Origin of the sequence: Pseudomonas sp. EA_35y_Pfl2_R5, from assembly GCF_963970805.1 — a bacterium.
Taxonomy (GTDB): domain Bacteria; phylum Pseudomonadota; class Gammaproteobacteria; order Pseudomonadales; family Pseudomonadaceae; genus Aquipseudomonas.
The window spans coordinates 16,541-29,877 of sequence record NZ_CAXAOW010000013.1 but is presented as its reverse complement, the minus strand read 5'-3'; the positions used below and the strand labels follow the sequence as shown (position 1 = coordinate 29,877).

The following is a 13,337-nucleotide window of genomic DNA, read 5'->3' as shown; positions in this document are numbered from 1 at the left end:
TTCCAGACTTTGTCAGCTTCACGGGCTTCTACTCCACCGCACATACCTTGCTCCTCACGTCGCGCGCGGTTGCACATTCGACATCCGTCACTTTGTTCTAGACTGTCTTCGAAGGATGCGTATTCCCCTAATCAGCAAAGGATTTGCCTCATGGGATATCTGACCGTCACTCGCCGTGAAGGCGAGGCAATTCGTCTGACCATTGACCCCGGCGTCGACACGGAGAAACTCTTCAAGCAGCTGCTGCGCGACGGTATCACTGTTCACGTAGGGGCTTTCCAGGGCCAGAGTCAATTGCGCATTAGCATCGAAGCACCGAAGCAGGTGCTTATCCTCCGCGATGAGCTGATCGGCGCCTGACTATCGGACTACACCTCCTCCTGTCGCGTTGACCGGGCCTTCGGTTGACCAATTTCGCGCCATCTCGAATACTGTACCTATATACAGTATTCGTGGAAGTGCCCTGATGTCTCTTTCTATCCTTGCTCGTGGTGAGCGTCTGCGAGAGCGCCTGCTCGCTGATGTGGCTGACCTGCGTATCACCGGCTTCCAGTCGCCAGCCGAAGACGAGAAGGAAGAAGGGCTTTCTCTTGATCGCTTGACGGGGCTCGGTGCTCCGCACATCTGGGGTGTACGCGTGCTGGATGACACGCTGCTGGGCTTCGGGATCTTCCCTGGTGATCGACTCATCGTGAATCGAGCGGCAAGCCACGTGGATAACAAGCTGGTGGTGGTCGACCTGAGTGGACAGGGCTACCGGGTGCGGCTGGTTCAACGCGACCTGTTCGGAGGTCGCTGGCTCAAGGCCGCCGACCCCATCATTCCCGATGTGCAGCTTGATGGCGAAGAGATTATCGAGGTCTGGGGCGTAGTGTCCTGGGTAGTCAGCTGTGTGTCGTCATGAGTCCCCCGCGTCGAGTGTTCGCGCTTGTCGACTGCAACTGCTTCTATTGCAGCTGCGAACGCATCTGTCAGCCGGAACTCAAGCGCCGCCCAGTCGTGGTGCTATCCAACAACGACGGCTGCGTAATCGCCCGCACAGCTGAAGCCAAGGCACTGGGTATCGGCATGGGCGCGGCGTACTACAAGGTGCGCGATGAGATGCGGCGCCAGGGCGTGGTAGCCCGCTCCAGCAACTACACCCTCTATGCGGATATCAGCAATCGAGTGATGCGGGTCATGGCTGAGATGCTGCCTGGCATTGAGGTGTACTCAATCGACGAAGCCTGGGGAGACATGTCTGGTGTTGCTGATCCTGAAGCGTTGGGTCGGAGCATCCGCGAGCGCCTGGCCTGTGAGATCGGTATGCCTGTTGGCGTCGGCATCAGCACGACCAAAACCTTGGCCAAGTTGGCGAACTGGGCCGCGAAGAAATGGAAGGGCACAGGTGGGGTGCTCGATCTGACTGATCCGATTCGCCAAGAGAAGCTTCTTCGTCTGGCGCCAGTGTCTGAAGTCTGGGGTGTGGGGCATCGCTCGGCGGCCAAGCTTGCGGCTCTAAATATTTCCACTGCCTGGGATCTGTCGCAGTTCGATATCGGTACGTTGCGCACAACCTTCGGCGTGACCATGGAGCGCACCGCGCGGGAGCTGCGTGGTATTAGCTGCATTGGCTTCCACCAAGGCCCGCCCCCGAAAGAAGCGATCTGCTCAAGTAAAATGTTTGGGGTACGCCAAACCGAGCTGGCTCCCATTCGCGAGGCCATGGCCGCTTATGTGACCCGCGCCGCTGAGAAACTCCGCGCCCAGAGCTCGATATGCAGCACTATCCAGGTAGGCATCCAGACTCAACTTGCCGATCTCGATGGGCCGCGTTACGCCAACGCAATCACCCTGGCCCTGCCTGCGCCCACCGACGACACGCGAGAAATTCTAGCGCTCGCCCAGAAAGGCCTGGGTCAGATCTACCGACCCGGATATCCCTTCTCCAAGTGCTCCATTTTGCTGATGGATCTGAGCCAGCGGTGTGAGCTGACGCCGGATCTATTTGCGCCCAAATCTCGCCCTGGCGCTGAGCGACTGATGAAGGTCGTCGACCAGATAAACCTGCTTGAAGGTAGGGGCACAGTACGTATTGGCCGAGTGCCGGCGAAGCCGGCTTGGGCGATGCGCAGGGAGATGCTGAGCCAGGGGTACACGACACGGTGGGACGAGGTGATCGGTGTTCGTGGCTAGATCCGCAGTGCGTTTGCTCGCTATAGGTGCGCGATTTCATAGAGCCGGGTGTATGCAGCTAACGAGTCGTCGGCCAACTCCTGCATTCCCGTAGAGCTTACGCCGTACACGTCAGCCAACGCGCTAAGGGCTGCTTCTTTGAACATTCCAGCTTTCGCTTCAGCTGGAGTAGGTAGAGGGGTTTCGGGCTCAAATCGAATGGGCACGGCCTTGGTGAGTCCGACGATTCGGTTGTACTGGAACTTGGCAAGGAGCGTGGCTTGCTCTCGTATTTTCGGCCTTAGAGATTCTGTCGCGCCTGCCTTCTCGATGGACTCAAGCAGTCGTAGAAAACGGTCAACTCGCTGATCTCTTGGCCCGCGAGCATCACTAAATCCGCCGCCCACTTGCATAGCCATTTCTAGCTGTGGCTCGAAGGTGGCTACCAGCAGCGTACGCAGTTGGCTGATGGTCACCTCGGCCTCATGCTTCGCCTCGCGGAGCTTGATGACGTAACCCCCAATGGATACTTCGGAAAGCTCGCCTAGGAAGGCCAAGACGAAGCTGGAGACAACGACCGTTATCACCAGTGTAACGAAGTCGCCGCTTTCAATCATGGCGTCATCAAGCAGGCGGTAACTGGTGCGGAAACCGTAGTAAAGAACGGCCAATGACAACGCAATGAATACCATGCGTTTCAGAAATGAGGCCGCTCGGGCCAAGCTTCGGAAAAGTCTTTTCAAGATGAGATGCCTGATGGCTATTAGACCAACCGAATATACGCCCACTTCTGTGGGAAGCGGGCGCTGGTAACAGACTGCTAGAGAATGCTGCTAGAGGTGCGAGCTTCCCGCGCGGTTTGGCTTCATGGCCTAGGTTGAGGCCTGAAATGCGGATGCCACTATTGCTGGAAGCGCCTCTAAGTAGGGCGTGCTAGTGAGCTTTGAAGTCGCAACATTGATGACAGCAACTTCGCCTGTACCCTCATCGGCTTCGATTCCCTCTGCTGAAGTAACCGTGAAAAGGGTAAAGCATCCGAATAGATCAACGGATACGATCAGGCCGGTGCCCGTCATATAGGCGCACGTTATAGCGTGCTCACCATGTCCCGCCGAGCGCGCAAAACCGAGGGGCAGAGGTCGGAATATCGCACCCTGAACACCAAGTTCTTCCAGTTCTTTTTCATCCTTGGCATACATCGCAGATCGAAGCGTAATGCCGCTAGCTCCACTGATCGCAGAATCTCCGAAGACCCTTACGGTCATCAAATAGGCGATTTTGAACAGCTGCTGACGGATTAGCGGCATATCTCCGACTAGCTGCATATTCAATCTCGGTTTCTCACGACTGGTCTCGTCGCCGAGCTCAACTGTGATTCCTTTCTTCGCGTAATTAGCTGCAATCTGTTGTGCCAGCAGTCGGGCGGCATCGCCGAAACCACGAACACCGCTCACCCTGCCTTGGCTGTCTTTATCAACTGGAGCTTGGAAGCTCAGGTTTAGCCCAGCTTGAGAAAATGTCGCTCGTACTGCCTCGCCAGTACCATCCACTGTACCTTCCAGTAGAGCTTTAACATCGCCTGATCTCGAAACAACTCCCTGTGTCATCGCAATGAAGCGAACCAGCGGATCCGTTACTGTTGGCTCGTCGATAAGATCATTTAGGCGGCTGTTTTCCTCCGCATGCGCCCGCACGGTGAAGCTCGCTGGGGCCCCCAGTGCAACTGGAAGTATGTGTTCATCGTTGGAGACTGCGGAAGAAAGAGGCAGAAGCGAATAGGGGCAGAGCGTTTGTGTCATTTTTCGAGGCCCTCCAGATGGCCAAGAATTCGCATATAGCAGTGGATTTGAGCCCGACTCTATTGCAGATTGCCTTGTGCTAGATCGACTATCTGAGGCTCCTTGATGGCTGTGCACCGCTTCAGGCATCGCCTTCGGATACAGCACAACTGAACTCCGTTTGCGGCTAGCTATCCGGGCCTAGGTGCCTCAGAAACTCACGCTTACTATATGTCCTTTTCTCTAGGGCGTAATTATGAGTCCAATGTTGGCTTTAGGAAGCGGGAGCCATTCTGGCCGGCAAGCTCAGCTCTAGGATCCAAGGCAGCCTCTTCAGCGGCTTCGGTACTTCAATGATGAACAACACCACTGCAACACCATCAAAACGTGAGTGGCACGGTAGCCACCACTCGTGGAGCTATCATCAGCAGGCATTTCGGTGGCTGGGAGAGAGAATCGCCGGGCTGAACATCCTGCCACTAGCAGGCGATATGCGGGCGTGGATGCAGCAGCGGGGACAGCTAGCCCTAATGCCAGCACCGACACCCCCTTCGTGGGGTGGTTTCACGAATCCCTACACCACCAGCGGTGTGACGTTGCAACTGCTCATGGCGCGGGCCATTAACGCCGCTCATGAGTACGCAACTACCGACACGCCAGACCACAACGAAGTAGATGCAGAGGTGGAGCGAGTCCGCCTCTACAACGAAGTGCTCCTGTACTCGGCACGGCTCTGTGAGGTCGCAATCAAGCAGCTCCTGTACTGCACCCAGATTCCAGAGACCCGTTACGGACGAATGGCCTTGGGGGCTCTATTAGAGTCCCCGTGTCCAGACTGCAAGCGTCATGATGGTAAGAAGCCCCACTTGGTATCGCTCGTTGGCACGCTGGCACACCCATTCCATTTGTGCCTTGAGTTTGAGCATTGCGCTATGGATCACATGGCCTTGGTGAACCGGCTGAGGAATTCAGAAGCAGCCCACTCGGGAATTCAACCGCTCAACATCAGGTCAGTTGAGGAGTCCAAATTGCAGCTCATGCAAGACAATCAAGAAGTGCTGGAGGGCTTCCTGCATATGCTGTCTCACCTGGAAGACCTTGAGCACCAAATGCTGCGAGACCTGACCGAAAAAGGTGAGTCCATAAATGCTCTCAAGAAGAACGGCCTGCGCCCTGAAGACTGCAACTTCAACCTGGTTCCTGGTGAGAAATTCGTCTTCGCCCCTTAGAAGCCATGTGATGGTGCAGAGCTGAATCGTTCCAGAACTCCTAGACGCAGACCTAGCGATAGTGGACGGCCCCGTACCGGACAACGTTGCCGTTGCGTACCGTTGGCACAACAAGCGAGCCATCCGGTTGAAGAGCTACGTGCACACGCGGCTCGGTGTTTCCGAATCCTACGCGCACAATTGCTTAAACAGACTTCGATTCGATCCACCGAGTGATGGCCTCTCTGACGTCGCCAACTGCCTCTGCGAACGACAAAGATGAACTGGGTGGGGCACTCCTCTCAACCGCATGCCGAGCATTGAGTCCTACCGCAGTAGGGCTATTTGCGTGGCGGCTGATCCTTTCCAATCGAGCCTTCAGTTCCCATTTGGCCAACGGTGCCCTGTCGCTTTGCAGCAGCTCAATTAGCTTGAACAGCCCGCCCCAATCGCGGTCTTCAAGAGAGGCAAGAATCTCCAAAGCGCGCTTAACCAAAGGCTGATCGAGTACATGACTTGGCCAACGGACTGGCAAAATCCTATTGCCAGAGGTGTCATAGACGTCGAGATGGCACGAACTGCCGATCTGCAACCCAGCCGTCACGTTGGCAAAGATATACTGGGATGGAGGCATCCCTGCCTTCCCCCCGATTACCGTAGCAACATCAAATTTCAGCCCAGGAGCTGCCAGTGAGGCTGCTGCGCTAGCTGCTTGAACTATCCCTTCCGCATGATCGTGCGCGTCGCCGGCTTCTTTACAGTCTTTTAGCTCAGCCGGATCGACCTCCAGAGTATCGCCCGTCAGGAAAAGCCGAGATTCGACCTGCTCAAGAAAATGCTCCAAGCCTGTCCGACTCCCAACCCAGTTAACGGTAACCCGCCAGCATCCGTCCACGTAGTTCAGCCTCGTCACGGTCAGATTTTTTTGATGTCTAGCGAAGCCCCCTGCTAAGGAGGCGCCTGGGCTGCTTCAGGAACGCTCCCCAATATCTCGCTCCAAGGCAATATCGAACCACCTCGGCGTCGTTTCACCAGCGTTCCCATAGATGCTGCCTGGCAGGGACTGCCAGAACTCGACAATGGAACTAGAAAACTCATCCAGCTGCTCATTGGAAACAGCAAGATGGGTGTGATCCAGCCAAATTGCATCGGTGGGATCGACTCCAGGGAGGAGGGTACGCAGGTATTCGGGATGCTTTTCTTTCAGTTTTTCCAGGGATTTGCCGTCTCCGTGCTTGTAAACATTCACGACGTAGCGGCACGCACTTAGCTTTTTGAGATAGTTGGAGTCCTTCTTCGCTAGACCAAGGCCGTCCAGGAACTCTTCGATGTCCTCAAAACTGGCTGACCAGATTTTGTTGGTGACATGTTTGCCGATATGCCAATGCCGTATCTCCTTCAACAACCAGCCACGGAGCTGCTTGTCCCAAGCGTGGAACATTCCTGCGACAAGACTGAGACCGGTTTGGTCTCGCAGCTCGCTCAGTAGCTGGTAGTACTCGATGCCCACATGGTAGGCGTCCTCTTCGAAGTCCCCTGGATCGTGCCGGTCAGGGTCAAAGCGGTGCGCGTGGCCTTCTAGCCAGCGCGTCCCGGCTTCGTCCGCTTCCTGCTCTATATTCTCAAATTGGGAGAGCAGCTTCTTTTTACCCTGATCGATGTAGAACCGGTGCTGCTCAATCAGCGACTGACGAAACGGCTCCCACATCTGAAAATATGCGTACGTGTTTTTGTTCTCTTCGGGTTCATTCATAACCACTCCTCAGTAGCGCCGAAAGACGCCGTGGATTTCAGGGCGCGCCCTCAGAGCCAACCCCAGCACCGCCATTGACTGATTGAGAAGCTCATCGTCTCGTTCGGATCCCTCGACGAGATCTATATGGCCAGTGTCTCCGTCGCGATACTTCGCGCCGTGAGCCAGGTTATTGCGAGCTCGACGGATGGCCAGAAAGAGCTCCGCCGTGTTCTTAACAGGCCCTATGTCCTTCCACCCTAGCGATCCATCGGCTAGCTTCACCTGCTTTTTAGGCGGACGGTTAACCAATACAGGGGCAATTCCTTGCTCGATAACTTGTTCTAAGAAGGCAGGGCCAAGGTCTCGGGCAAAACCATCCCAGTCAGGATCAACCCTGTCTTCGTTACCGATTGCGTACGCCCCCGACCGCTTCAGTGCGCACTCGAATCTTGAAAAGACGACGAAGAAATCAATGGCCGCCTTCGGCAGTTCTGCCGCAAGTGCCTCTTCAACCAGGGTCATATCCTCTTCTCCAGCAAGCTGCGTCATGCCTTGAACGATAGCTTCGCGCTCTCGATGAGGGCAGCGTTAAATGCACTCTCGAAGGCAGATCTATCAAAGCAGCTTTCACGTCACAGCGTGTACCTCAGTCGGATAACGCTGCACCAGCACCGAGAGGTTCTGGGGCAGGTGCTCAGGGATGTAGGGCTACGGGCAGGGCAAACCCGTACCGGGTCTTTCAGTCGCACCTCTGTACTCCCTGAGGCAGTGAGTGCCCTGCTAATGCGCGGGCTCAGTGGTTCTCGGGCAAGGAGGCTCGGCAGGTGGAAGACAGTCGGCGAACTCCTTGTAAATCTTCCCCATGACGCCAGCCTCGGCAGGCGTACCAGCGATGATCAACAGCAGGTTGCCTGCCAGCCCCAATAGGCCGTTGGAGTGGCGGATCTGCATGAGCGCGAGTTCAACTGGGAAGCCTCGGCCATGTCTGTGCACTGCGTGAATACCGCCGTGGACATATGAACTCAGGGGTTTCCAAGAGTAGTGCTTGAACTCGCGCAAACTCGCCACGGGCACGTGAGGTGCCTTCGCTTCGATCTCATCGAGCATCTGGCTCAGCATCGGAATCCTACTCGCTTGCTTGGCCGTCTCGCGTGTCAGTTCGGCCAGCATGATCTCTACCATCTGATCGCTCGCACAGTGGTGCATCCAGATCGCTCGTACTAGGGCCTCATACTGCACGCGCAAGAGCGCAGAGGCTGACGTGCAGAGTCCAGCAGCAGTCAGATACTTCAAGCTCTGAGCGTGTTCGAAGCCGAGACTTGCAACTGAGCGAACAGCCCGGAGGCGGCTGGAGTCATCGAAAAGAGGCAACCCAAGAAACTCCGCGACGCGAGCTTCGAGCTCTGCTGATCGTGCCAAAAGTTGGTTCATATCCATGACTACATCCCGAAGTCGAGCTGAGCTCTGAGCCGGAGTAAACCTGTGGGGATAACGGAAGCAGGTAGGTCGGCCAGGAGGGAGACTGTTAGCCGCCCTTGAAGGCGTCGCAGAACCTGGCAGTGCTCTCGGTTCATAGTACGAAGGGCCCCGAGTAGCGGGCGTTCTCCTGACTCAATGTTGGCCAATAAAAGCCCACTCAATTGCGCCAAACCTTCCGCGCTGACATGGCGCGGTAGTTCCTGAGCGAGGCTGCTTTCTAGGAACGTGGAAAGATAACCAAGCACTTTCAGCTCCAGGGCTTGAACGGCGTACTCTGCCAGCGCAATTGCCCAGACGGCTCGTTGATCGTCGCGCGTCATGTGTCTTCCAGCAACAAAAAAGGGCCGCGAATGCGGCCCTTCGTTGAAACTGATACTAACTTATTGCAGCCAGCTTTCTACTTTTTCAGAGCCGTACTGCTCTTTCCAAGCTTTCAGAATCTTGTGGTTGCCACCTTTGGTTTCCACAACCTCACCGTTGTTCGGGTTCTTGTAGCGTTTCAGAGCGCGCTCACGGCGAGCACCTTTTACAGGGGCAGAAGCACCTTTGCCGGCATTTGGGTCGAGCAGAGCGATCACGTTCCGCAGGGAGTAGTTGTAGTCAGCTAGCAGGGCGCGGAGTTTGGTTTCAAACTCGATTTCGCGCTTGAGCTTATCGTCGCCTTTAAGGGCTTCGAGGCGTTTTTGTTGCTCAGCGATTTGGGCTTCGAGGGCTTTGTATTCGGCAATAATAGACATCGTCAGTCCTACTTTTAGAGATTAGTTTTTTACTGCATTCGCAGGCGCTAAGCAATGCCCACAGGTTTCTCTAGCGCGGTTCCCTTTGGACTTGAGAGTAGTCCTTCCCGTCAACAGGTGGAAAGAACCCAAATCTTCCCATATTCCTATTTTTCGAGAAATGGTAATAGGTCACGGCTGGGATCAGAGATACGTCGGGTTCTTGGTTGTCGAAGATGATGATCTGCCGATCCTTGTAGTTTTCGGCAACATCGCTATAGAACGAATACACCATGTCTCCGGCAATCTTGTCAGCTTCGCTTTGCTCTTCGCCACGGTCTTGGTCGGCTTGTTTGTACGTGGTAAGAGGCGAGTCGAGTACTACAAAACCAGGGTGTCGACCCAGTGGGGCAAGGTGTTGCATGAGGCCAATGACAAACGACGCAAAGCCGATGGCGCGATAACCCTTTCCGAAGTGAGGTCTTCTCTTGCCAGCGATCACCAAGTCTCGTTTCTTCGTGTCGAACTCAGTTGGCTTGTGGTTAGGAAAGTCCCAGCGCGCCAAGACATTTTCTACGGCTGCCGACAGTTGTTTGAGTTCGTTGTCAAAGTCTGGAATTGCGTAATCATTTTGCTTCTCATCGAGCTTTCCTTTGAGTAGATCCAGCTCACGGACAAGCTCGTCGAAGGAGCTGGCTTTATGTCGGAGTGCCAGGATTTTTCGCTTCAGCTCGTTGCAGTTATCTCTAATTCCACTCACTGCGTCCAATACGTCAGTAAAGGACATTGAAATTTTCTGTTCAGTTTTGGAGAGAATATCCCTCAGGCTGTTGATTGAGGCTTGTTCAGTAGAAATTGTATTGCCTAAGTCTGCGAGTGCAACCGAAAGCTCGTTCAGGTGGAAGTCAATTTTTGCACTTTCGGCCTCTACAGCAGGCAGGATATCTGTAGGAAAGTTCTCTAAATGCTCATGGGGGACTTTGCTGCCACAGGTTGGACAAAGAACTTCCTCGTATAGCTCAAGTAGGCCAGAGGCCTCGCTTATTCCTAAAAGGCGCTCCGCATCAGAATGATATTTGCCTTGCAGTGAGACAAGTCTATCCATCAGCCCTTGGTTTTCTGCAAGAGATTCAACTGCCGCCGAAAGATTGATTGATATTGATTGCTTGAAGTTTAACAGGTGATCATTTTCAGAGATCAGGGCATTAAGCTCCCGCTCTCTGAGTTCGAGGAGAATTTCTTGTGCTTCCAGGTTCTCTTCAAGTTCATCGATCTCGGTCTCCAGCGGCACCTTTCCTTCAGGGTAAAGCCGCCCTAACAAATACTCGACGGTGGAAATCTTCTGATTCAGGGTGGATTTGGATGCCAAGTCTTTCTTGATCGATGCAGCCTCGGAGTCATCCACCCCGGTTAGTAAAGTGCGCAGCAGCGATAGTTCGGACGTGGCTTCATTATTCTGCCCCGTTCCCAAGGGTGAGTATTCGGCCACAATCCTCGTCTCATCGATAACGAACACCTTCTCTAGGTTTCGCAGAGACAGCGAGGTGGTGGTTAATTTTTCCTTTCCTTGGAGAAGCTTCTTATCACTTAAGGAGATCTTGTCCAGGAAGTAGTTCGATAAATTGTTGAGGTCGCCAAACTGATGCTTCGTTTTGAGCTTGCGAGGCGAGCAACCTGGCTCATACAGAAATATGGGTGCCTTTTCGCTCAGTTCCCGCGTTAAGGTGAAGCCAGAGCCATCGTCATGCTCGAACTGAACGGTCAGTGTGGTGTAGCCGGTAGACTCATCGATAGGTTTGGGCGGCTCCTCGGCGCCAAGAATAAATTTTATGCACTGGACGACGTAGGATTTACCGGTGTCGGATGCGCCCACGACTATGTTGGCGCCGCGCTCAAAAAATAGTGCAGAGGAAACTTTGTTCTCGCCACTGACAGTCAGGCTGCGAATAATCATCTGTAGCGAACCCTTGTGGTAAACAAGCTTTTCTGCTCCTCAAACAGCTCATCAATGTTGTTCTCGATCCACGAGAGATTTTGAATAAGCTTTTTGTAGTAAGAGGATTTCAGCGCGCTTGTGTAGTAAATCGCCTTGTCGGTGGCCTTGTACTTTATGCCATCACGACCAATGCTTGTAGTGATTATGCCCTTGGATATGAAGTAGGCCAGCGTAGCGGGAAGTGTTTCTCTTCGCTTAATGATCTCGGCAAAGTGATTTGGAAGAGGTGGATGAATATTGGCTACGCCATTGAATTCCTTGGAGTAGATTAAAACATAATCTAAGAAGGCAAGCTGATCAAGATTGAGCTCTATATTTTCAATATTGGCCAGAATCAGCGCTATGCGAGTGCCGACCTCAATCGGGCCATTGAATATTTCGACTGGTAGATTCATTTTTTAACCCACCGAAAAACCTGGTCATTGACGATGTGGTGACACAGCCCCTTTTTGTCTTGAATTTTTATAAAGGGATGGAGTGGATGAGAGCTGTACTGTGCAAGAGCCGATATTTCACAAGTCTTTAAGTAGCGCGCATAGCCGTCCGTGTATTGCTGGTTCACGGTGGCAGATATAGCCTCGTGGCACTCTTCTTTCAAATCACTGAAGTAGCCGCTGGGCAACCAGTCTCTGGAGAACCGCTCCAGGGACTCGGCGGCGTAGAAGTTATTGCGGGCGCTTTTCAGTTCAATTTTGAAATCTGGATAATTTGCGATAGAGGACAGGTCTAGGACTTCTCCCTTTTTGTCGGAAAAAGCTTCAAGCAGAGCCGCTGTATAAATGTGCTCTGACGCCGCAATGGCTTCAGGGGCTTTTGGTATTTCAGGCCTTCTTCTGTTGTAGAGCCCGAAGCGCAGCGTATGGAAAGGGGTTTTGCTGTGCAGCTCAATCAACGCCAGGGGAGGAATATCGTCGAAGATCGAGAAATCAATGGAGTCGATATGTGCAAGAAATTCTGAATCCAGTTCGATGACTTTGGATTTAGTAATTTTGCTTGCACACGTTTTTTCCCATCGACCTAAAAGCTCAGATTTCAGTTTTTGCGGGTCTTGTAGGGCTTTGATGAGATTGGTGCCACAGCCCTTAGGCGTCACAAAAAAGTAGCGCTCTGGAAGCGGGTACTCGCCGATATAGGTGTAATAGCAAATCTTACCTATTTCTAAGACGGCATCTTCAACACTAAGCTTTTCTTTATAATGCTTGCACTGGTAATTACGCCATCCGGTTGCGGTATAGGCGATTACGTCACGCCCCATATCCCCGCCGCCACCGCATTTCGTGACTTTGTGATACTGCTCCTTGAGGTAGTGCACGAGCTCAAGCGTGAAATCCTCCCAGTCGTCGGAGGACATTATTAACATTCTGTCCAGCACGGGCACGGGCGCTCCGATTTGGACATCCAAGGCCGTTGCAGAAAAATCAGCTGGCTTTGGTGGAGGGATTTCGCTCTCAATCATTTCGAGCCCCTTTTGGATCGGGCATTAGTATTTCTTGGACACATAAAACAGCCCGTTCCTTTCCTCAAGCTTATTTCCGGTAGAGATCAGTATTGAATCCAGCGCCAAGTCCCAAGGGATATTCTCCAGCGCTAGACTTATTGTCCCTTCCACGTCATTCGAAACGACGAAGTTTTTGCCTGCAAAGTCCGCTATCAGCTGGACGGCAGATCGCACGTCAATATCCATCAACCTGATGGTTATCGCTTCGCCAGTAAATTTTCGATCTTGGATAAGGCTTTCCTTATCCAGATGGACAATGATCTTGGGCTTTAGGGAAAAGAGCGAAATCTGATCCGACGCTCCAAGCTGAACAACGCGGTGTTCTGGTTGATACCGGTCGGCCTTGACTGTGACTCCATAGCGGCCTTGGTTGAGGCACATGCCGTTATAGAACGGCTTGTCGAGCTCACTGATGTCGACCTTGGCGTCAAATGGATAGGCCTCAACCCGCAGGGCGACCTGGCCATTGGGGCACGAGGAGTGGCGGGGGCCAACCTCTAGACCGGCTATGGAAAGAATGCTTTGAAAGGCCGCAATTCCCGCTGTAAAGCCAGTGACTATTAGTCCAAGGGATTTCAAGGATTCGGGGAATTGCATGGCGATATCCGTATCGGCGAGATGAGGCCTTATAACCTGCGTGGTCAATTAGAGGCAATGCCAACTTGCCGGCACTAGTGGCAAGGATGTGCAGGGAAGTTCTGGTGTTGAATCCACGGGCCGCCTCCTTTGGCTGATCCCTTGGGGTATGAGGGCTTAGATCGTTAAGGGGCGCG

At 53.5% G+C, this 13,337-nt stretch carries 16 protein-coding genes; 4 read left to right on the top strand and 12 right to left on the bottom strand.

Features of this window, described 5'->3' with window-relative positions; genetic code table 11:
* Window positions 1-150 precede the first annotated feature (150 nt).
* From AACX99_RS18105 to umuC, 3 genes are all read left to right on the top strand, one after another.
* Window positions 151-360, top strand: coding sequence for a carbon storage regulator (locus tag AACX99_RS18105; protein ID WP_339413822.1), 210 nt, complete (start codon window positions 151-153; stop codon window positions 358-360).
* Between the two features lie 106 nt (window positions 361-466).
* Window positions 467-904: a LexA family protein gene (locus tag AACX99_RS18100; protein WP_339413821.1), complete on the top strand. Its 438-nt coding sequence runs from the start codon at window positions 467-469 to the stop codon at window positions 902-904.
* On the top strand, window positions 901-2,175 hold the full coding sequence (gene umuC / locus AACX99_RS18095; RefSeq protein ID WP_339413820.1) for a translesion error-prone DNA polymerase V subunit UmuC: 1,275 nt from the start codon (window positions 901-903) through the stop codon (window positions 2,173-2,175). Before AACX99_RS18100 ends, umuC begins: the two co-directional genes overlap by 4 nt.
* Window positions 2,176-2,195: 20 nt before the next feature.
* On the opposite strand, the gene AACX99_RS18090 is transcribed toward umuC, so the two are convergent.
* Entirely contained in the window at window positions 2,196-2,897 is a 702-nt protein-coding gene (locus tag AACX99_RS18090; protein ID WP_339413819.1) for a hypothetical protein, read from the bottom strand.
* A gap of 129 nt (window positions 2,898-3,026) precedes the next feature.
* A complete protein-coding gene (locus AACX99_RS18085; RefSeq protein ID WP_339413818.1) occupies window positions 3,027-3,953 on the bottom strand; it encodes a hypothetical protein in 927 nt (308 codons plus the stop codon).
* Window positions 3,954-4,288: 335 nt separating this feature from the next.
* Here AACX99_RS18085 and AACX99_RS18080 point away from each other — a divergent pair, with 335 nt between their 5' ends.
* On the top strand, window positions 4,289-5,161 hold the full coding sequence (locus tag AACX99_RS18080; protein ID WP_339413817.1) for a hypothetical protein: 873 nt from the start codon (window positions 4,289-4,291) through the stop codon (window positions 5,159-5,161).
* Window positions 5,162-5,345: 184 nt separating this feature from the next.
* Here the strand turns inward: AACX99_RS18080 and AACX99_RS18075 are convergent, their stop codons facing one another.
* From AACX99_RS18075 to AACX99_RS18030, 10 genes are all read right to left on the bottom strand, one after another.
* Complete coding sequence (locus tag AACX99_RS18075; protein WP_339413816.1) at window positions 5,346-5,984, bottom strand: hypothetical protein; 639 nt, start codon at window positions 5,982-5,984, stop codon at window positions 5,346-5,348.
* A gap of 126 nt (window positions 5,985-6,110) precedes the next feature.
* Window positions 6,111-6,893, bottom strand: coding sequence for a hypothetical protein (locus tag AACX99_RS18070; protein WP_339413815.1), 783 nt, complete (start codon window positions 6,891-6,893; stop codon window positions 6,111-6,113).
* A gap of 9 nt (window positions 6,894-6,902) precedes the next feature.
* Window positions 6,903-7,397: a hypothetical protein gene (locus AACX99_RS18065; RefSeq protein ID WP_339413814.1), complete on the bottom strand. Its 495-nt coding sequence runs from the start codon at window positions 7,395-7,397 to the stop codon at window positions 6,903-6,905.
* Window positions 7,398-7,655: 258 nt separating this feature from the next.
* Window positions 7,656-8,312, bottom strand: a complete 657-nt coding sequence (locus tag AACX99_RS18060; RefSeq protein WP_339413813.1) for a DUF6988 family protein — start codon at window positions 8,310-8,312, stop codon at window positions 7,656-7,658.
* Window positions 8,313-8,314: 2 nt separating this feature from the next.
* Window positions 8,315-8,674, bottom strand: coding sequence for a hypothetical protein (locus tag AACX99_RS18055; RefSeq protein ID WP_339413812.1), 360 nt, complete (start codon window positions 8,672-8,674; stop codon window positions 8,315-8,317).
* A 60-nt stretch (window positions 8,675-8,734) separates the two neighbouring features.
* Window positions 8,735-9,091 (bottom strand): histone-like nucleoid-structuring protein, MvaT/MvaU family, encoded by a 357-nt coding sequence (locus tag AACX99_RS18050; protein WP_339413811.1) that lies wholly within the window; start codon window positions 9,089-9,091, stop codon window positions 8,735-8,737.
* Between the two features lie 70 nt (window positions 9,092-9,161).
* Window positions 9,162-11,024 (bottom strand): hypothetical protein, encoded by a 1,863-nt coding sequence (locus AACX99_RS18045; RefSeq protein ID WP_339413810.1) that lies wholly within the window; start codon window positions 11,022-11,024, stop codon window positions 9,162-9,164.
* On the bottom strand, window positions 11,021-11,461 hold the full coding sequence (locus tag AACX99_RS18040; protein WP_339413809.1) for an ABC-three component system middle component 2: 441 nt from the start codon (window positions 11,459-11,461) through the stop codon (window positions 11,021-11,023). The genes AACX99_RS18045 and AACX99_RS18040 overlap by 4 nt, the downstream gene beginning before the upstream one ends.
* On the bottom strand, window positions 11,458-12,522 hold the full coding sequence (locus tag AACX99_RS18035) for an ABC-three component system protein (RefSeq protein ID WP_339413808.1): 1,065 nt from the start codon (window positions 12,520-12,522) through the stop codon (window positions 11,458-11,460). Before AACX99_RS18035 ends, AACX99_RS18040 begins: the two co-directional genes overlap by 4 nt.
* Before the next feature lie 24 nt (window positions 12,523-12,546).
* Window positions 12,547-13,161 carry a hypothetical protein gene (locus AACX99_RS18030; protein WP_339413807.1) on the bottom strand — a complete coding sequence of 205 codons (615 nt, stop codon included), beginning with the start codon at window positions 13,159-13,161 and terminating at the stop codon, window positions 12,547-12,549.
* Window positions 13,162-13,337 lie beyond the last annotated feature (176 nt).